The 18,825-nt window shown below is 59.1% G+C and carries 17 protein-coding genes; 13 read left to right on the top strand and 4 right to left on the bottom strand.

The annotated features are described in order from the left end of the window. Positions 1-6: 6 nt before the first annotated feature. From HLG70_RS24590 to HLG70_RS24535, 12 genes are all read left to right on the top strand, one after another. Positions 7-486 carry a hypothetical protein gene (locus tag HLG70_RS24590; RefSeq protein WP_171662982.1) on the top strand — a complete coding sequence of 160 codons (480 nt, stop codon included), beginning with the start codon at positions 7-9 and terminating at the stop codon, positions 484-486. After that, a complete protein-coding gene (locus HLG70_RS24585) occupies positions 483-743 on the top strand; it encodes an EexN family lipoprotein (protein ID WP_112957462.1) in 261 nt (86 codons plus the stop codon). Before HLG70_RS24590 ends, HLG70_RS24585 begins: the two co-directional genes overlap by 4 nt. After that, positions 743-1,819 (top strand): type IV secretion system protein, encoded by a 1,077-nt coding sequence (locus HLG70_RS24580; RefSeq protein WP_234103203.1) that lies wholly within the window; start codon positions 743-745, stop codon positions 1,817-1,819. The genes HLG70_RS24585 and HLG70_RS24580 overlap by 1 nt, the downstream gene beginning before the upstream one ends. Positions 1,820-2,465: 646 nt before the next feature. After that, positions 2,466-2,699, top strand: a complete 234-nt coding sequence (locus tag HLG70_RS24575) for an antitoxin VbhA family protein (RefSeq protein WP_171662983.1) — start codon at positions 2,466-2,468, stop codon at positions 2,697-2,699. Positions 2,700-2,845: 146 nt separating this feature from the next. Then, on the top strand, positions 2,846-4,210 hold the full coding sequence (locus tag HLG70_RS24570) for a metallophosphoesterase (RefSeq protein ID WP_171662984.1): 1,365 nt from the start codon (positions 2,846-2,848) through the stop codon (positions 4,208-4,210). Continuing rightward, the gene (locus HLG70_RS24565; protein WP_171662985.1) at positions 4,210-5,238 is read left to right on the top strand and encodes a GTPase-associated system all-helical protein GASH; all 1,029 of its coding nucleotides are present in this window, start codon (positions 4,210-4,212) and stop codon (positions 5,236-5,238) included. Before HLG70_RS24570 ends, HLG70_RS24565 begins: the two co-directional genes overlap by 1 nt. After that, on the top strand, positions 5,235-6,263 hold the full coding sequence (locus HLG70_RS24560) for a TRAFAC clade GTPase domain-containing protein (RefSeq protein ID WP_171662986.1): 1,029 nt from the start codon (positions 5,235-5,237) through the stop codon (positions 6,261-6,263). Before HLG70_RS24565 ends, HLG70_RS24560 begins: the two co-directional genes overlap by 4 nt. Continuing rightward, positions 6,260-7,102 (top strand): hypothetical protein, encoded by an 843-nt coding sequence (locus HLG70_RS24555; RefSeq protein ID WP_171662987.1) that lies wholly within the window; start codon positions 6,260-6,262, stop codon positions 7,100-7,102. The genes HLG70_RS24560 and HLG70_RS24555 overlap by 4 nt, the downstream gene beginning before the upstream one ends. Before the next feature lie 3 nt (positions 7,103-7,105). Continuing rightward, the gene (locus tag HLG70_RS24550) at positions 7,106-9,739 is read left to right on the top strand and encodes a hypothetical protein (protein ID WP_171662988.1); all 2,634 of its coding nucleotides are present in this window, start codon (positions 7,106-7,108) and stop codon (positions 9,737-9,739) included. Between the two features lie 986 nt (positions 9,740-10,725). Then, complete coding sequence (locus tag HLG70_RS24545) at positions 10,726-11,910, top strand: S1 family peptidase (protein WP_234103199.1); 1,185 nt, start codon at positions 10,726-10,728, stop codon at positions 11,908-11,910. A gap of 77 nt (positions 11,911-11,987) precedes the next feature. Next, positions 11,988-12,284, top strand: a complete 297-nt coding sequence (locus HLG70_RS24540; RefSeq protein WP_171662989.1) for a hypothetical protein — start codon at positions 11,988-11,990, stop codon at positions 12,282-12,284. Between the two features lie 94 nt (positions 12,285-12,378). Next, complete coding sequence (locus HLG70_RS24535; protein WP_171662990.1) at positions 12,379-13,227, top strand: DMT family transporter; 849 nt, start codon at positions 12,379-12,381, stop codon at positions 13,225-13,227. Positions 13,228-13,273: 46 nt separating this feature from the next. Here the strand turns inward: HLG70_RS24535 and HLG70_RS24530 are convergent, their stop codons facing one another. From HLG70_RS24530 to HLG70_RS24520, 3 genes are read right to left on the bottom strand one after another with little or no spacing between them, the layout of a single operon-like run. Beyond that, positions 13,274-13,822, bottom strand: a complete 549-nt coding sequence (locus tag HLG70_RS24530) for a GAF domain-containing protein (protein ID WP_171662991.1) — start codon at positions 13,820-13,822, stop codon at positions 13,274-13,276. Beyond that, entirely contained in the window at positions 13,819-15,174 is a 1,356-nt protein-coding gene (locus HLG70_RS24525) for an MFS transporter (protein WP_171662992.1), read from the bottom strand. Before HLG70_RS24525 ends, HLG70_RS24530 begins: the two co-directional genes overlap by 4 nt. A gap of 36 nt (positions 15,175-15,210) precedes the next feature. Continuing rightward, a complete protein-coding gene (locus tag HLG70_RS24520) occupies positions 15,211-16,440 on the bottom strand; it encodes a metal-dependent hydrolase family protein (RefSeq protein ID WP_171662993.1) in 1,230 nt (409 codons plus the stop codon). Positions 16,441-16,614: 174 nt separating this feature from the next. Here HLG70_RS24520 and HLG70_RS24515 point away from each other — a divergent pair, with 174 nt between their 5' ends. After that, a complete protein-coding gene (locus tag HLG70_RS24515; RefSeq protein WP_171663059.1) occupies positions 16,615-17,568 on the top strand; it encodes a LysR substrate-binding domain-containing protein in 954 nt (317 codons plus the stop codon). 22 nt (positions 17,569-17,590) lie between these two features. Here HLG70_RS24515 and HLG70_RS24510 read toward each other — a convergent pair whose 3' ends face one another. Continuing rightward, on the bottom strand, positions 17,591-18,793 hold the full coding sequence (locus HLG70_RS24510; protein WP_171662994.1) for an aspartate transaminase: 1,203 nt from the start codon (positions 18,791-18,793) through the stop codon (positions 17,591-17,593). Between the last annotated feature and the right edge of the window lie 32 nt (positions 18,794-18,825).

Genomic DNA, 18,825 nt, shown 5'->3' with positions numbered 1-18,825 from the left:
AAGCCCATGATTTCCTATATTCACATCCCTGTTTTGGCAATTTGCTTTTTCACACTGATGTTCATGCGCCGGTGGTGGCAATGCATAGACCGCCTTGGTGTCACGCGCGAGGTCGGCCGCCGCGCGCCTTCGCTTGTTCAAGGTGACATTCTGGGCGCAGCCTTCGCCATCCTCCCCTTCGTGATCGCGGCGCTAGATTGGTCCGGGGTTGTCCTGCCCGGCCAGTCGAGTCCGACGTCTTCATGGATGGCGGCATTGATTTCACTGTCCTGCCTCGGTGGTTGCGCGTTCGTCCTGCGCAACTCTAGCGGGCGAATCGCAGGCAATTGGGCTGGCACGCGTGAAAGCGCACTTCGCACAGTTGCGGCGCTACGCATCATCGACGCGGCCGAGCTGGCTCACGCACTCGGCGTATTGCAGCAGCACGAGAGCCAATACACCGGCGGCCGAACCATCGAAATCAACACACAGGAGATGCGGAAATGAAAAAGCTCGTTCTCACCCTTTTCGTCGCAGCAACACTCGCGGGCTGCGACCAGACCGAGCCGGTCCAAACCGTGGATTGGTACAAAGCGCACGATGCCGAGCGCACTGCGATGGTTTCCAAGTGCCGGAATAACCCTGGCGAGTCGGACGCATCACCGAACTGCATAAATGCCGTCACCGCCCAGAACCATCTGACGGTTGAGAAGCGCGGATACACAAAGCATGAGCCAATCAATGTGCTCGAAGGGGGCAAATAGTGGCTATTGAATCTAATATCTTTGAATGGATGGGCGAAAGCATCGACATGACGCTGAACGCGTTTGTTCAGGTGACGTCGGGCAATGTCATTTCCATGTTCACTGACATCTTCATCTACGGTGGCACGCTCACACTCGTGATGATGGGATTCGCCATCATCTTCGGATATGTCGAAGCCCCTGCCTCAAACTTCATGAAGACTTGCGGGAAGTTCATCGTCATTGGCTGTTTGGCACTGAGCGCCCCTACGTACCTGTCATGGGTTGTCGAGGCATTGCGCGGCCTGGAAACGGGCGTCGCTGACGCCTTCTCGGCATCCGGCAGCAGTACGTCCGCAACCTCGGTTTATCATGTGCTCGATAAGGCGGTGTCCGATGGCTTCCAGATCGGCGGCGATATGCTCGACAAGATGGGAAAACGGCGCTGGTATGAGATTGGCATGGTGTTTTGGGACCTGCTAAACGCCCTAATCATTTACGCCGCCACGCTCATCATTGCCATTCCGGCGGGGGCAATGGTGATCGTTGCCAAAATCATGCTCACCCTCATGCTTGGCATCGGGCCGTTCTTCATCGCCATGCTGATGTTCCCCGTCACCGCGAAATGGTTTGATAGCTGGTTTGGCCAAGTGATGACCTACATCATGCAAATCGCCTTGGTGACAACGGTTCTCGGCATGGGCATGAAGTTTTTCAGTGCCCTTACGGCCAAAGTTTTGGCCGTCACCACTGACCATCCTATTGCCACAATGCTTGAAATCCTGATCGTCACGGGCGTCACCCTGTTCTTGCTGCAACGCGCATATGAGGCAGCATCGCACCTGGCCGGAGGCGTGTCCTCGGCGGGTATCACGCTTAGGCAAGTCAGCCAGGCCGCCGCATCCCCCGTAACTCAAGTTCTCAACCGTCAAACAACTCGCCGCGACATGCAAAGCGGCATGATGGTCACCGGGGGCCGGCTCAATCATCTCGCAGCAGGCAACACAATGTGGAACCCAGCGTACCGGCAACACGTCTTGCAGAACATGGGCAAAAACTGGGGGCCGGCTACAGGCGGCTCCGTCAAAGGCGAATAGCCTGCCATCTGCCCCTGCATTGGCCTCGCTTTTGGCGAGGCCTTTTCATTTCTAGCGGCAAATCTCCGCGCTTCGCTTGGGCAACCTCTTCGGTTGCATCCCGCGTCCGATCTTGCCGGACTGGCTGCGGGGCAGGCCCGGCGGCTTCGCCTTGTTCCTACCCCTTGCCACAGGCTGCACGGCCTCCAGACGGGTCAAGGGTAAAGGCTACGCCCGGTATCCTCACCCGTTCCCTACGCTCCGCTTCGGGCTGCGGCTTCCGGTCCCGCCCTTGCCCCCTCTTCCAGCCAAACAACGTCAGGAGCGGTGCTCTCAAGCGGATGGCGGGTCAAGGGGTTGGTGCGGCCCGCAGCCCCGCAGGGCGAGGACACGGCCCCTTGACGCGGCAGGAGCGCGCCACGCTATGCCCCGGGGACAGGAGTTCCGGGCCAGCGGCCCGTAACCCCTGCCCCCGAGGCTCCCGCCGGCGAGGGTGGAGCGTCCAGAGAGGCAAAGCCTCTTTGGAAACTACGATGCAGGCTAATACAGGCGATCCATAGCAGATAAAACAAGACAATTTCAGCGCACCACCCATGAGGTTGCGTGTACCTAAGCCAAAATACGCGTACCTCTTGTAAAATCGAGTTACCTGCAGCAAGGAGACACCATGGCTGGCGAAGGTAAATGCGGGTTACAGCCCCACAAAACCATATCAGAGACCGAACGCTGTCGGCGCCAATCGGCTGTTAACTACGCGCGAGCCTCCGTCGGTCTAGAAGGTTTCTCGCTCAGTGAAGCCGATGAGGCCCACGCCCAGCGTTTCATCGATGGTCAGATCAGCCTGCAAGAGTTTGTGCAGCCGCGCGCTGACGCGTTAACGCTCCCAAAGTCTTCGTCATGACGAAGGAATTTAGGGTTTGGGGACTAGTGCAGGATAGGCTGTCGCCGGTAATTGTCACATGGGCTTTATCGTTAATTTCGGGATTTCCACTTAATTTGGCTCGCCGAGTACATACGTTAGGTTCTTAAGGAAGATAGAGGAGGTCTATGCCGGCGGTCTTTGTTCATGTATCCGACATTCACTTCGGTCAAGAGAAGAATGATCGAGTCTATATTCATGCTGACGTGAAGCAACAGCTGATAGCCGATGCCAAAGATGTTGTTTCGACGATAGCTAATGGAGTGGCTCATGGCATCTTGGTCACAGGAGACATCGCCCAATCGGGGAAATGGGCCGAATACGAAGAGGCTGGCAAGTGGCTCGACGAGCTTGCCGCAAATATCGGCGTAGAAATTCATCGTGTGCAGATGGTGCCAGGAAACCATGACCTTGATCGATCCAAACTTTCGATTGCGGGACAAGGGATTCTGAATCATATTCGTGCCGGAGGGGCCGAGGAGTATGAACAAGTATTGAACAACCCGATGGATCGGGCAGTTTTGTTTGCCCGATTCGAAGACTATGGGAAATTCAGCTTCGCATATAACTGCCCCCTCAACAACGAAGGAGCGTTTGCCTCAGAAATGGAAGTGACCCTCGCTCCGGGCCGTATGATCCGTTTTATTAGATTTAACTCATCCTTGCTCTGCCACGGAAAAGAACGGGATGAGCACCCCGAGCTGATGATAGGAGAGCGCCAGTTCACAATACCTCGCACAGACGGGGTAGAGAATATTGTTCTCGTACACCATCCTCTGAACTGGTACAAGGACCAAGATCAAGTACGGGATTATATTCGCAGCCGTGCACGGGTGTTCATATCAGGTCATGAGCACAACCCGAAGGTTTCAGTCGAAAATGTCGAGGCTGGGAGCGACATTATGATGCTGGCGGCTGGCGCTACCGTACCCTACCGGTCCGACGAAATCTATACCTTCACTTACAACATCATAGAATTCGACTGGGAAGCAGAGACCGATAGCTTGTCAGTGACAATGCACCCTCGAGCATGGAACCCGCGACGCACCTGTTTCGAAGCCGATGAAAACCGTCTCGGCGGGAGAAGCCCCAGCTTTCGATTAGCCTCACCGTATTTCCGCAGGGCTAGTCGGCCGGACTCACGCACAATGACTCGGTCTGAAGATAAGCCCATTTCGGAAGCCGCTCACCGCCCTACGGAACCGGCAATCGAAATGGTACCAATGGAGTCCCAGGAAGAGGGGCCTCAACCCATGTCACCGAAAGCCGAAGGTTATGAGACTGCTCGACTCAGGTTCTTCCGTGACTTGCTAGAGGGAGAACGCTTGCGCATCTTGGTGGAATTGGATGCGCTTTCAGAAAATTCGGATGAACGGATGTCGCAGGGTTTAGAACGCAAGCTATTTGACATGCTTGTCCGGAATGGCAAGCTAGATGCGATACAGACGATGATTGATGAGTTGGTCGGCGAACGTAAGGAAGGGACACAGTAATGGAAAATATAGCCGTTCATATGAGAATCTCCGGTGTCACAATAACCGACGATGACGTCAATTCCCGGCGCACAGCAGCAGCTAGCCTGGCTACGAAATGGGTTAAGGAAAGGAACGTTTCGACCATACTCTCCAAAGCTGCAGATGTTGCTGACGCTCTCGGAAGCAATGGCAGTTCTTCATCAGCTTTAGGAGATGAAGTTCAAAAAGCCATTCAAAAAAAAGCTCCCTCTTTTCTTTGCGAAGAGCGACCACTTGAGGTGGGCGTCTGCGCTGGTATGGCTATAGTTTCCATTCTAAGTTCCACCCCGGGCGCTGGTGGATGGACGACCCAAGACGTGTATGCCGCCGCCATATGGTCCGCGCTCGCATATCAGCCGGCATTAGAGGCCGAACGTCGCGAGACTCTGCGTCGCGAAGTCCTTGACGCTGCGGTCACCTGGGCCACTACCGCAGCCGAAAAAGCAAGGGAACGTTCGAGTGTCCCTGATCCATCGGCCGTGGAAATCGTTATTGGCGAAAACAATGCGGTAACAAACAATTTCCAAGAGGCCATGGGCCGTACAGTCGAAGCCCTACGTCGGAATTCAGCCTTGGATCGAGAAGAACTGGATTTCCTGTGGTGGGCTCAATTGGGTCGTAGCCGTCTACTCCACAGGCAACTATCCGCGATAGTTGAGCCGACACGGATTGTCTCTGCCGGGATTGAAGGAGCAAGGATGCTTCGTCGCCTTCCCTGCGAGATACATAGGGAGCTTGTCCTTCGCACGTTAGAACAGGATCCAAAACTCGATTTGGCAGAGATACTAACGACCATCGGCGACGATCGGGGTCCACTCTCCACGCCGTTCATCGAAAGCAGCGTTGTCAAGTACCCCGTCGTCTTCCCGTTCCTTTATGCGTTGATCACTGGTGAAACTAATAAGCCAGGTGCGACCGTGAAGCGGCACGTTTCGGAGTGGGGTGCGCGTGCTCTGCTGGAAGCAGGACTCGCCCGGATGATGTCTGAAGGCCCGGGGAAACTATGAGTGGATCCTGCAACTACGAAGGGTGTACCGTTGACGAGACACAAACGTGCGCACTTGAACGCGATCCGTCGACCTGCGAAAACCGTCTCGGTAGGGTAGTTGCCGACGCCGCACCAACGACTCCTCAAAGTAGCGACGAGATTGCATCACAGGTCAGTGAAAGGCTGGGAGCGCCTGTACTTGAGCAACCAACGCGCGCCTCTGCTTTTCCTTCAAGCCAAACACTCGGACTGGAAAATCTGAATGCCCTGATGGGTACCAGATATGTCAAGGTTGTCGGCATTCTCGGTGATCCAGAATCAGGCAAAACGGCATGTCTGGCCAGTCTGTATCTGCTCCTCTCACACGCGATGTTAAAAGGATGGACTTTTGCGGACAGCAAGAGCCTCACCGGTTTTGAAGAAATTGCGCGCGGCGCCCGGGACTGGAATAATGGTCAGGCACCCGATCAAATGACAGTCCATACCGAATTATCGGACGATCACGGCCCAGGCTTTCTCCACCTGAGGCTCGTCAGAAGGTCAGATGGCCGACGGGTCGATCTGGCACTCCCCGACATACCCGGAGAGTGGACACAAGCGTTCGTAAATGTCGCCCGATCAGACCGGCTAGACTTCATCAAATCAGCAGAGGCCATCTGGATCGTACTTGACGGTCGCGCACTAGCCAATATCGAGAAACGTCATGGCCTCATAGCACGGGTAGGGCAGCTCGCCGGACGTCTCAGCACCATGCTACACGGCCGCATTCCACGCTTGATAACAGTAGTGACACATCGTGATTTGCATCCTCTCGAGGATGCCGTGGCCGCGAAATTAAGGGCAGAATTCGGCCGGCGCGGCGCGAACACGGAGATAGTAAACATCGCGCCGTTCTCCGACAATCCCGATGTACCGCCGGGATTCGGTATAGCCGAATTGATCGACAGGACTGTCGACGCGCCGCTCGAACAACCGATATTTTGGCAATCGACAGAACCGGTCGATGACGATCGCGCGTATTTGAGTTATAGGAGGGATAGATGAGCCGATCGATCGTACTAATTGGTGGTCCCGACTCGGGAAAGACCAACTATATCGGCCGTCTGTGGCGGGCGCTCGACTGTGGAACAGGCGCATTACGGGCTGCAGAGCAACCCCACGATATCAACTTCGTACTCGAAGTCACCGACCACCTTTTCGAAGGTGGCTTCGCACCCCGCTCCGAACATAGCGACGTGCGTCGTGACTTTGAAGTTGTCGTCGCCGCAAGTGAAACGGGCCCGCAGTCCAGAGTTGTTGTGCCAGACATTTCCGGTGAGCTATGGCGTCAAGCGGTTATTGACGGCGAAATTGACCCAGACTGGATGGACGAACTGCGAAACGCGGACGCTGCACTTCTCTTCATACGAGTTGGCTCCGACCAAGATGTACGGCCCCTCGATTGGGTTACGTCGCGTAATATGCTAGGGAAGCTCGGTGACGAGGAAGACCAGGGTCTACCAACGCAAGTAATGCTATGTGAGCTAATCCGTTTTCTTGAAATGTCACTCACTAACCGAAGCGACGGTGGGCGCCCACGCCTTTCAGTCGTCGTCGCCGCATGGGACCTCGTTGATGCGGGCATGTTCGAACAGGGGCCCGCGGCCTATATCGAGCGCGAGTATCCGCTTGTTGGCGGCAGACTAGAAGATCTAGAAGATCTAGATGTCCAGGTATTCGGGCTCAGCATTGTCGGCGGTGATCTGAAGCACGATCCCGACTATAGACAGTTTTTTTTAGAGGAAGGACTAGATGGACAAGGATGGGTCGCCGTACACGACGGTAGCGTATGGCGAAAGGATCCCGACGTCACCCTACCGATTGCCTGGGCAGTAGGTCTATAAACTGTGATTACAGCGGAAATACAGATTCACGGCTATCGTAAGGGACATCAGCTTCTGGCGTCATCAGTCGTGCTATCCAAAGACGATCAGTCGGTTGTAGATCGCCTTTCAGACGTTGCTGGGCCTCTCCGCCCTCGGGAACAATTCACCCCCTATCTGTCGGCCTATCCGTTACCAAGTGGAAATTACTACGTTATTGCAAGGACTTGGCAAGACCTGACAGTCCCTCGGGCCGGTTGTGTCCGAACCAAGAGTGTGCTGCTCGACGCAACGGCCTGGGCCGAGGCGCCCACGCTGACTCCCATTCTGAGTCTGCTCAACTCGACCGAACTGCCGACCGAGACGGATGCGGTGCGTGTCGACCTGGAAGAACAGCTCGGAGCTTGCCTCCCTCCCACGCCAAACTTCAGCGCTAGCGAGCTGCTTGAAGCTCTTTTTCTAGAGGACGTTAAGCCCATTGTGGTGTTTGACGCTCCCGATCCAGAGTTGATCGCTTTGCGCCTGCTAACAGCATTGTGGCCTGACATTCGACGACGGTTCGCGCTGTCGACATTCTCTCTATCACCTCGAAAAGTATCGGGTCGCGACCTCGACCTTGTTTTCGCGCCTTCGAATGCCAAATCTCGATTCTCCGACTGGACGGGACGTCGTATAGATGGCCGCTCGTATGGCACCGATCGCCATAAGTGGACAGGAACAATAGTGCGGCGCGTCTTCGAAGAACCGATGCCAAGACTATTGTCCGATCGCGAACTCAAATTGCTCGGCAAACGTGACGCGGACAGCACGGCTGCACTCCGTATAGCATTTTTATGGGATGAACTGCTCAACAAATTGGACCGGGCACCCTCTGCCGCCTTAGGACTACTGGACATTGCGAATTCGGGGAAGGTCAGTAGTTCAGAGGCGATGAAATTGTTAGAGCCTCGGTTGGCCGAGGCTACGCGTAGGGCCATACGCAGCTTGTCTCCCGATGGCGCCTGGGACTTCGTTAGTGCGATCATGCGGAAGTTACAAGGGCACGACATGCCAGCCAGCCGGCAAGCGGTCGAGCAACTTACAGTGAAACTTGCCGAGTCTGCTCCCGACGGAGCAGTCACGTTATTGCAACAACCCGATCCTAAGGGTGCGATTAGCGCCTTGATCCCCAGCATTGCTGAAGGGCTCGCTAACGGGACGTCACCACGTGTGGAACAAGCGCTTCTGAAAGCGCCTATGGACATCATTGCACATCTTGTCTCTCATGGCGGCGCACTGACTGGGCGAATAGCCAGTAATGATGAACTAATTGAAAGGATGGGAGTCGTCCTCGCTGAGGTCGATCAAGACCTCGCGGATAAGGCCGGCGCGAAGCTGCTCCCCTTCTTGATTGAGGACCGACAGCTTTCTGCTGCCGTTCCTATCTTTAAAAAACTCGATCCGGAGGGCATCGCAGCTGAGTTGCGTTGGCTAGGTAATGCGAACGACTTCCAAGCGCAACAGCTTACTGCCATACTCGTTGACCGGGCGCGTGAGACTGGGGGACTACCAGCGGTTCGAGAGGTTCTAATATCATCTGGTGCCACCGAACGAAGGCACGAGTTGCTCGCGAGGACAGTCGAACCCACCCAAGAAGACGTGCGCTGGCTTCTAGACGAGACGCGACTACCAAACGCATCGCTCATTGCACTGCTCTTGGGAGTACTGCGGAAGGCCGATGATAGACAGTTCGCGACGTTGTTTTCCGACGATAGTATCTACGACCGCTTGGTCGCGCGTCTCCCAGAAGATGCGGTGGACATACTTTCGAGGGCGGTGATGCACGCAGGCCTCCCCATTAACACTTTTATTAGCGTCGTCCAGACCATCCTCCCAAAGCTTGATGCTTCGCAGAGGTTCGACATTGCTGTACATGCGATGGAAAGATGTCTGCGCAATCGGTTCGATGGAGACGAAATCGAGTTCCTTTCCATGCTTCTCAGCATACTCGGCAAGCGTCTTGACGGTAGATCGGTGATCAGGGGGGGACTAGAACGAGGCGTTGACGTGGATGTCGCCAGTCGCAACCTTATCGCTTTTGAGAAGGCATCGTCGGCTGCTCGAAAGCGTATCGTCAGTGCTGTCGATGAAATTGCCCGCTCGTTGAATGGGCGGGGCGTGATTGATTTGACAGAGGCAGCCAACAACGCCTGCGCCGTGCTTATGGCAGATGCAGAGAAAGCATCGAGCAAGGTTTTTCTTGACACGGCTGGCTTGCTAATGCCATCGCTACTTCGCGCTCGTCGTCAGCCCGTCTCGCGAATGATTACAGCCCTGTTTCCAGCGATCTATCGAGAATTGGCTAAAGCCGATGACGATGTACCTGACCTATTGAAATTCGTTCCATTTTTCGACTGGGATCGATGCAAGACCGCACGTCGAGAACTAGTCGATGCATTCATGGGGTCATCATGGGATCCCGGTGACTTAGCCCTGACAGCATATTTATGTGGCGACACTACCAGAATCCTCAAACGAGTACACCGCTCATATGGCGGCGAAGAATATCTTACGCGGATTGAAAACGATATAGCTCGGCTTACTCACGATGCCCAGCTTGTAATTAAGCAGGCAATTGACGAAATCCGATCTGACAAGTCCTACAAGTTGGACTGGTGAACCGCTGCTGTTTTTGAACAATGCTGCCGCAGCGTATCGAATTCAGTACAGTATCGGTACAGACACCAGTTTTCACGAACCTGGTTAAAATACGCTAACCTACTGATTTAGAACTAATTTCACCTATTTCAATCTTCTATATAATTCCCTGCATTTCCCTGTAGAGGCACTGTAAGTCCCCAACTCAAAATCCCCCGCCGCAAGGCGTGCCGGTTCGATTCCGGCCCCGGGCACCATCTAAAAAATCCCTGGAAGTTCCAAACCTCCAGCGCGATTGGCCTTAACAGCCCCATCCCCGACGTACGTTGACCGCACTCTTGAAGAGCAGGTTCAGCCGCGCCTCGACGCCCCCCCAAAAAAATCCAGCCCCAGGCATTCACACGCAACAGCCGCCCGCCCAGGAGAACGACGCCCGTCGGCCGGTGCTGGTCACCATCCGGATCTAAACCGAGTCCCGCGGGCCGACCTTGTCCATACTCCAACTTGCCCATACACAAGCGGCGAGCGCGGCCAAATAATGGCTCGCATCCAGAGATCGGCCTAGTCCAACGGGAAACCAACTAGCGCGCAGTCCCTGGCAGCCGCGCATCGGACAGATCACTGGGCGTTCTCACCCGCCCGGCTGGACGTGCCTCGTTCTTCATCGAACGCACCACCTCGGAACACTCCGGCAGACCTGCGCCTGGCCTGCCACCAGCAGGCCGCTCCCGAACATCCCCCCTGGTCCTAAGGCCGCCGATCGTCCATTGCAGGACTCGCGCGCGGCACTGGGACTGCCCCCCATCCGGCCAGACCGGCCGTTCACCTCAAGGAGCAATCGACAGACCTTTTCCGAGTACCCGAGTACCGGCAGCCCGGCAGCACTGCCAGTCCATGTTGGGCTCCAAGCCCCTGCCTGCTCTTCGAGCCGTGGGGCGACTTATAGCCTCGTGCAATTTCTGCACGGTTCTAGCTAACGAGTACTTATATTGTTGGAGGACACTGTCATGTCAGGAAAGAACAACAATACCCCACGGGTGGACAACCCGGGCGAAGAAGAAGACGGCGGATCTGCCAGTGGCAAATCCTCGTCCGGGGCGCCCGAGAACCCGGATTCTGACTCCGCCGGCCTTGAAGCGCTAAGCCAAGAGGCGGAACAACAAGCCGTTTTTGCCGAGGCGGGCGTTTCGAACGACCTGCTGGCGCTCAGGGACGCGATCGAAGCGCAGTTGCTCTCGGCGTCCGGCGAATTCCGATCGCTTTCCGAAGGCCCTTCCACAGAGGGCATTGTCGGTGTCGGGATAGGCTTGCCAGACCCGACCAACGTCACTTTTGGCGCTGGCGGTCCCGGCGAACCGGTGCTGACGATCTTCACCGAGAGCGCCATGCCGCAGGAGGCCGTTCTGGGCCAGGTGGCGCAAGCCGCCGGCACGCGCGCACTATCGAGCGTGCCCGTGCAACAGGTGCCGGTGGGCGTGGTGGACGCCTATTCGCACCGGGCGCGGCACCGTCCGGCGCCGGGCGGGGTTTCAGTGGGACACGTGAATGTCACGGCGGGAACGCTCGGAAGCCGGGCGATCGGGCTGACGGCGCCGTGGACCAACCGGCACCTGATTCTCAGCAACAATCATGTGTTGGCGAATTCCAATGTCGCGAGCGTGAACGACAGCATCATCCAGCCGGGCGCGGCGGATGGCGGCCGTCATCCTGGAGACCAGATCGCGGTGCTGGCGCGCTGGGTGCCGATCGCCTTCGGCGGCGCGGCGAACTTCGTGGACGCGGCCTTCGCCTGGGCGTGGCACGAGCGTATCCGTGGCGAACAGTATTACCTGTCGGGCGGCAGCGCGGCCTACTACCGGACTGGCACAGCCGCCCTGGCCGCCTCGCTCGGGCTGATTGTGGGAAAGAGCGGCCGCACGACCGGCCTTACCCAGGGCCGCGTCACGCAGATCGGCGTGTCGGTTAACGTGAATTACGGTGGCGGCCGCGTCGCGTTGTTCCGCAACCAGATCGCGATTCAATCGGTCAACAGCAACCCGTTCTCGGCGGGGGGTGATTCCGGTTCGCTGATCTGGCATTGGGCTGCCGGTGTGCGGCCAGTCGCCCTGCTGTTCGCGGGCGGCGGTGGCACCACTTTTGCCAATCCCATCGGGTCCGTGTTTTCCGCACTGAACATCAGACTGCTGCCCTGACCAGGCCCCCGGCTGCCCTGTCACTATCCAGGGCGGCCGAGTACACTTGATTCGACCAGGTTAGAGGAGTTGGCGCCATGAGCGACACACAAACCCCAGGCCCAGACTTTACCGGCGCCGGCCCCGTCGAATACAGCCCAGCCGAAGCCCGCGCCAGCGGAACGGTCGGGGAACTACTGGCTAGCGAGGAAGCGCGGCTCCTGGCCACCCCTGGCGTCGTCTCGGTCGGCGTCAGCACCGGCCGCCCCGGAGAAGAGGCGCTCGCCGTGGGTGTGGTCGATGCCGGTGTAGCGGCGCGCCTGCCCCGCGAAATCAACGGCGTGCCCTTGGTGATCACGGTCACCGGGCCGGTGGACGCGCAGCGGACGCGCTGACAGCCCCGGCACGAACACTTCCATACCCGGCTGGCACAAAGTCGGGCTGACCGGCGGCCGGGAAGCTCGCAGGGTTGATGGAAAGGCTCGCGCCATGCCCCCCCGCATTTTTTTCCTTACCCAGCTTGCGCTTCTGGCCTTTGCCGGGAACTCGCTGCTGTGCCGTATCGCGCTCAAGCAGACCGCGATCGATCCGACCACGTTTGTCGCCCTGCGCATCGTCTCCGGCGCGCTCATGCTCTGGCTGGTGCTTCATCTGCGCAAACGGAACGCCCGGCCGCTGGAGGGAAACTGGTACGGGGCCCTGGCGCTGCTTGCCTATGCGGTGGCGTTTTCCTTTGCCTATACGCGCATACCCGCCGGCACGGGCGCCCTGCTGCTGTTCGCGTCGATTCAGATCAGCATGATCCTGTACGGGCTGCTGATCGGTGAAAGACTTTCTTTCGTGCAGGGCGTGGGGGTGGGCCTCGCCGTCTGCGGACTGGCCGCCCTTCTTCTGCCTGCCTTCAGCGCCCCGCCCCTGTTCCAGGCCTGCCTGATGATCGTGTCCGGCGTCGCCTGGGGCGTCTATTCATTGTTGGGCCGGGGCGCGAAGGATCCGGCATCGGCGACGGCCGGCAACTTCATCCGTGCCGCCCCGATCGCCATTGTCCTGTTTCTCCTGAATTTCCAGCTGTCCCATGTCGAGTTCGATGCCGCCGGCATCGGATACGCCGTGGCTTCCGGCGCGGTGACCTCGGGCCTGGGCTACATCTTCTGGTATGCCGCGCTGAAGGAACTCAAGGTGACGCACGCCGCCACCGTGCAACTCAGCGTCCCGGTCCTGGCGGCCTTCGGCGGTACGCTGTTCCTGGGAGAGCCCGTGACCCGCATCCTGGTGATCGCATCGGTGCTGATCCTTCTTGGCGTGTTCCTGGTGGTGCAGGCCAAGCGGGCAGCGTGATCGGCGCAAGGCGGGCGGCGTCGGGGAGCCGGCGCCGCCTATCGGCTCAGACGCTGTCCAGACTGGACCGGTCGACCCCTTCGGCCGCCGATTGCGCGGCCAGCATTTCCTCGATGAAGACCGGCACGCACAGCCCGGCGATCACGGCGGCCAGATCCTGATCGGCCTGATCGTAGGCATGGCGGCCGGCAAGCATGTTGAGCGATCCGATCACCCGGCCTTCGTGGCGCACGGGAATATTGAAAGCCGATTGCAGCCCACGTTCAATCAGCAGCGGCGCTTCGGAAAACACCGTACGCACATCGTCCTCGTCGCGGGCCACATACATCAATCCCTGTTCCAGCACATGGCGCGACCAAGGGCCGTTGCCGGTTGCCTTGAAGCCGCCCAGCGGGCTGATGCTCTCGTCGGAAGTGTGCAGCCGCTTCATCAGGCGAAGCTCTTGCAAGTACAGCAGCGCGGTGAACAGCCGATGACCGAAGGCCTCCTCAAGCAGGCGCGATATCGCGCCCCACTGCGCCTGCCGGCCGCGCGCCAGGCCCAGGGCCCGCGCGTGCTCGGCCCATGGCCGCCATGCCGTCGCAGTCGTCGTCATGCGTTGATCTCCTCAAGCACCACGCCGCGCGTGTTCTTGCCATAGAACAGAATGCCCAACCCGCCGATCAGCAGAATGGCCGTCATCATGGCGAACACGCCGGCAAAGCCCAGCACCGGGTACGCCACGCCCACGATGGTCGGGGATGCGATGGAGCCGATCCGCGCAAAGGCGGACGCCGCGCCCATGCCGGTCGCCCGGATCGAGGTGGGATAGATCTCGGCGGTATAGGTGTACTGGCCCGCGATGACGCCATTCATGCCGAACGACAGCAGCATGCTCAGCATGATGATCTGGTGCTCGCCGGTGGCCAGCGCCAGGCCCAGGGCAGACAGGCACGACAGCAGCATATAAGCCAGGATGGTGTACTTGCGGCCGATTCTGTCGTTGAAGTACGCAGCAGAAAAGTAGCCGGGAATCTGCGACAGGTAGATCAGGATGGTGTACGAAAAGCTCTTGGTGATCGTGAAACCGCGCTCGACCAGCAGGCTGGGAATCCACACCAGGAATGCGTAATAGCAAAACAGCACGGTGATCCAGAAGACCCAGACCAGCACGGTGGTGCCCAGATACGTTTTCGAGAACAGCGATGCCAGCTTGGCCATCGCGCCCTGCGGCTCGGCCACGGCGGAAGCGGCCCGGCGGGTCGCCACGGGAGTCGGCAGCGGGCGGCCGAGTTTCTGCTGCACCTCGGCTTCGATCATCGAGCAGATGCGGTTGGCTTCGGCGGTCTGCCCGCTGTGCTCAAGCCAGCGCGGCGATTCGAACAGCGACTTGCGCCACCACAGCAGGAAGACCACCGGCACCGAGGCGATGATCATGATCCAGCGCCAGCCATCCTCGCTGAGCGGCACGATGAAGTAGCCCAGCAAGGCCGACATGACAAAGCCGAAAGAAAAGAAGCCGGCCAGCGCGCCCGTGAATCGGCCGCGGTACTTGCTGCTGACGAACTCCGCCAGATACGGGGCGATGATCGCGCCTTCGGCTCCCATGCCGATGCCCGCGATCATGCGCAGGATGTAGAACTCGTGGTAGTTCCTGGCGAAGGCATTGATGAAGGTGGCCACGCAGAACAGCAGCAGTGCCCACATCATGATTTTCTTGCGGCCATAGCGGTCGCCCAGAATGCCCGAGAACAGCGCGCCGACCAGGAATCCGACATAGGTGCTGCTGGCGATCCAGCCGACTTCGCCGGTGGTCAGGCCCCACTGGGTGCGCAAGGAAGGAATGATGAAGGCGATGATGCCGGCGTCCAGCGCTTCAAAGGCGAGCCCCAGGCCGCCGATCAGCAGCAGTCGGAAATGAAAGCTGCTGAAGGGAAGCCGCTCCAGGCGGTCCGATACTGAATACATGGTGAAGGGAGTTCCGAGAAATATTGAGTAGGGACGTCAGCAGTCGTTCTTGTGCAGCAATCCGCGATTCACGATCAGCTTGATGGACTCGGGCCGGGTCAGCAGTTCGATGTTGTCCAGCGGATTGCCGTCGATCAGCAGCAGGTCGGCGTACGCGCCCTCGCGGACTTCGCCGAGCAGGCCTTCCTGGTTGAGGATCTCGGCCCCGATCAGGGTTGCCTGCTGGATCACCTTGGCGTTGCCCAGCACGCGGGCGCGCAGCGGCAGCTCGTCCGCCTGCATGTAGTGGGTCTCGCCCAGCAGATCGCTGCCGTAGCCCATCTTCACGCCCACCTCATCCAGGATCTCCAGCGCCTTCAGGCCCTGGGTACGCACGGTCGCGATCTTCTTGACGGAGTCCAGCGGCAGCCCATAGCGCTCGCCGTCGTTGGCCAGGCCTTCGTAGGTGATCAGCGTGGGCACCATGTAGGCGCCGTGCTCCTTCATCACCCGCGCCGCCTCGTGGTCGACCAGGTTGCCGTGCTCGATGGTGCGTACGCCGCAGCGCACGGCGCGCGAGATCGCCCTAGGCGTGTAGGCGTGCGCCATGACATAGGTATTGGCGTTGCTGGCCTCTTCCACGATGGCGACCAGCTCGGCCTCGGAAAAGCCCAGGTTCTGGATGGGATCATTGGGCGAGGCCACGCCGCCGGAGGCCATGACCTTGATCTGCGTCGCGCCTTTCAGGATTTCTTCGCGCACCGCCAGCCGGCAGTTGTCGACGCCGTCCACCACCCGGCCGATGTTGCCGATCTTGACCGAGCAGGGGCAGGGATCGAGTTCGTCGTTGCGCTGCCGGAAATCGCCATGGCCGCCGGTTTGCGACAGGGCCTTGCCCGAGCAGAACAGCCGCGGCCCGTCGACCACGCCATCGAGCACGGCTTGCGCCAGCGCCCAGTCCGCCCCGCCCGCGTCCCGCACCGAGGTGAAGCCCCGGTCCAGCATGCCCTGCATGATGGGCAAGGCCCGCAGCAGCGCCAGTGCATTCGGCAGCGCGGCCACGCGGCCCAGATTGAAGGACGATGCCACCACATGTACGTGGCAGTCGATCATGCCGGGCATCAAGGTCATGCCTTTGGCGTCCACGATTTGCGCATCCGGCCGCGCCAGATCGTCGGCGCTGATGCGGGAGATGAGTCCGTCTTCGATCAGCACATTCGTGGCGCTTTCAAGCACCAGCGTTCGGGTATTCAGGATCCTGCAATTCTTGACAACAACCGGCTTCATAATCAACCACGTGAACAGTTCGTAAGTGCCTGGAAAACAGGCATGGCGAACTCTACCGGTACAATCGACAGGTCGGATACCGGGTCTCCCCCTATGAATTCGACACAAATTCGAACAGCCTTATGAGCATTACTCATACCCCCTATGAGACGCCGCTGCCCCACCCTTTCCGAGCTGAATGCGTTTGCCGCGGCGGCCCGCCACCTGTCGTTCTCGAAGGCGGGCAAGGAACTGTTCGTCACGCAAAGCGCCATCAGCAGGCATATTGCGACGCTGGAAGGCTACCTCGGCCACGCGCTGTTCATCCGCGGCACCAACGGCCTGCAGCTGACCCGCATGGGCGCCACCTATCTCAGCCTGATACGGCCGGCGCTGCATACGCTTGAAAGCGCGACGTCGCAGGTCATGGCGACGCAGCAGTCCGCAAAATCGCTGAATGTGTCCGCTGCCCCGACCTTTGCCGCGCAGTGGCTGTTTCCACGACTCAAGACTTTTCGCGAGCACAACCCGGAAATCTCCGTCAACTTCGTCCGCTACAGCATTGCCGACTACAAAAGCACCGAACTCGATTTCGATGCGTCCATCCAGTATGGATACGGCGACTGGCATGACGGTGACGCGATGTACCTGACCGGCAGGGAAACCCGGCTGGTCTGTTCGCCGGAGTACCTGGAGCAGCAGGCGATCAGCAGCCTGGAAGACATCAAGAAATGCACGCTGCTGCAGCACATCGAGATTCCCTTGTCGTGGGAATACTGGTTCTCAACCTATATCGGCGATTATGACCGTGCCCGGTTCGGCCCCGGCTTCAATCTGTTTTCGATGATTATCCAGGCGGCTTCATCGGGTTTCGGCGTGGCCTTGATGCCCCACTGCCTGATTGAAAAGGAACTGGCCACCGGGCAATTGGTCGACGTGTTCGATCGCACCTTTGAAAGCCCCCTGGGCTATTACCTGTGCGCACCGAACTGGCGCAGCAACATGGAAAGCTACGACCGGCTGAGCCTATGGCTGTCGCACGAGTGCTTTCATGGCCTGAAGGCGGACAGGAATGCCGGAGCTGCACGTGAAAAGCGCAGCCCCGCCGATTGCCCGTATTGCATTGCCAACGCGGCGCCGCGCGACTAGGGCGCAAACGGAGCGGCGCGCCTCAGGCCAGTTTCTCGCAAGCCCGCTTGATCCGCGCGCAGCCCTCTTCCAGCAGGTCCATCGAGGTTGCATAGGAAATCCGGAAGAACGGCGACACCCCGTATGCCGCGCCCTGCAGCACGGCCAGGTTCTCCTCGTCCAGCAGGTACAGGATGAAATCCTCGTCGGTGTTCAATACCTGTCCGGCCGGCGTTTTCTTGCCTAGCACGCCTGCGCACGAGGGAAATACATAGAACGCGCCTTCGGGAACATGGCAGGAAATTCCGTCGATGCGATTCAGGCTGGCCACGACCCTGTCCCGGCGTTCCTGGAAGATGCGCGTGCGCTCGGCCATGAAACCCTGCGGCCCGGACAAGGCCTCTTGCGCCGCCGCCTGGCTGATGGACGAAGGATTGGACGTGCTCTGCGATTGCAGCTTGGTCATTGCCTTGATCAGCGCGGCGGGCGCGGCGCCATATCCGATGCGCCAGCCCGTCATCGCGTAGGCCTTGGACACGCCGTTGATGGTGAGCGTGCGCGCCTTGAGCTCCGGCTCCACCTGCGCCATGGTGGCAAACCGCCGGCCGTCATACAGGATGTGCTCGTAGATGTCGTCCGTCATCAGCCATACGTGCGGATGGCGCAGCAGCACCTCGGCCAACGCCTTCAGCTCTTCCCGCGTGTAGGTCGCGCCGCTGGGATTGTTGGGGCCATTGAGGATGAGCCAGCGGGTGCGCGGCGTGATGGCCTTTTCCAGATCGGCGGGCTGCAGCTTGAACCCTTGCGCCGGCGGGCAGGCCACAAACACAGGCGTGCCGCCCGCCAGCAGGACGATGTCCGGATAGGACACCCAATACGGCGTGGGCACGATGACCTCGTCGCCTTCTTCGACCGTGGCAAGCAGCGCATTGAAAATGATCTGCTTGCCCCCATTGCCCACGATGATCTCGCTGGCCGCATAGTCCAGGCCGTTGTCGCGGCGGAATTTCTCGCGGATGGCGGCCTTCAGTTCGGGCGTGCCGCCCACGTCCGTGTACTTGGTGCGCGACTGCGCCATCGCGCGCACGACAGCCTCGGTGACGTTCTCCGGAGTATCGAAATCGGGTTCCCCGGCCGTCAGGGCCACGATGTCGCGGCCGGTTGCGCGCAGTTCGCGCGCGCGCTGGCCGGCCATGGAACTGGGAGAGGGTTTGATGCGCTGAATGCGCGCGGCGATCTGGAGCATGAAAAATCCTAAGGGGTGAGTTCAGATAAGGG

It is taken from the genome of Achromobacter deleyi, assembly GCF_013116765.2.
GTDB lineage: Bacteria > Pseudomonadota > Gammaproteobacteria > Burkholderiales > Burkholderiaceae_B > Achromobacter > Achromobacter deleyi_A.
Note: the sequence above shows the minus strand (reverse complement) of the source record. Positions and strands in the feature narration are given on the sequence as shown.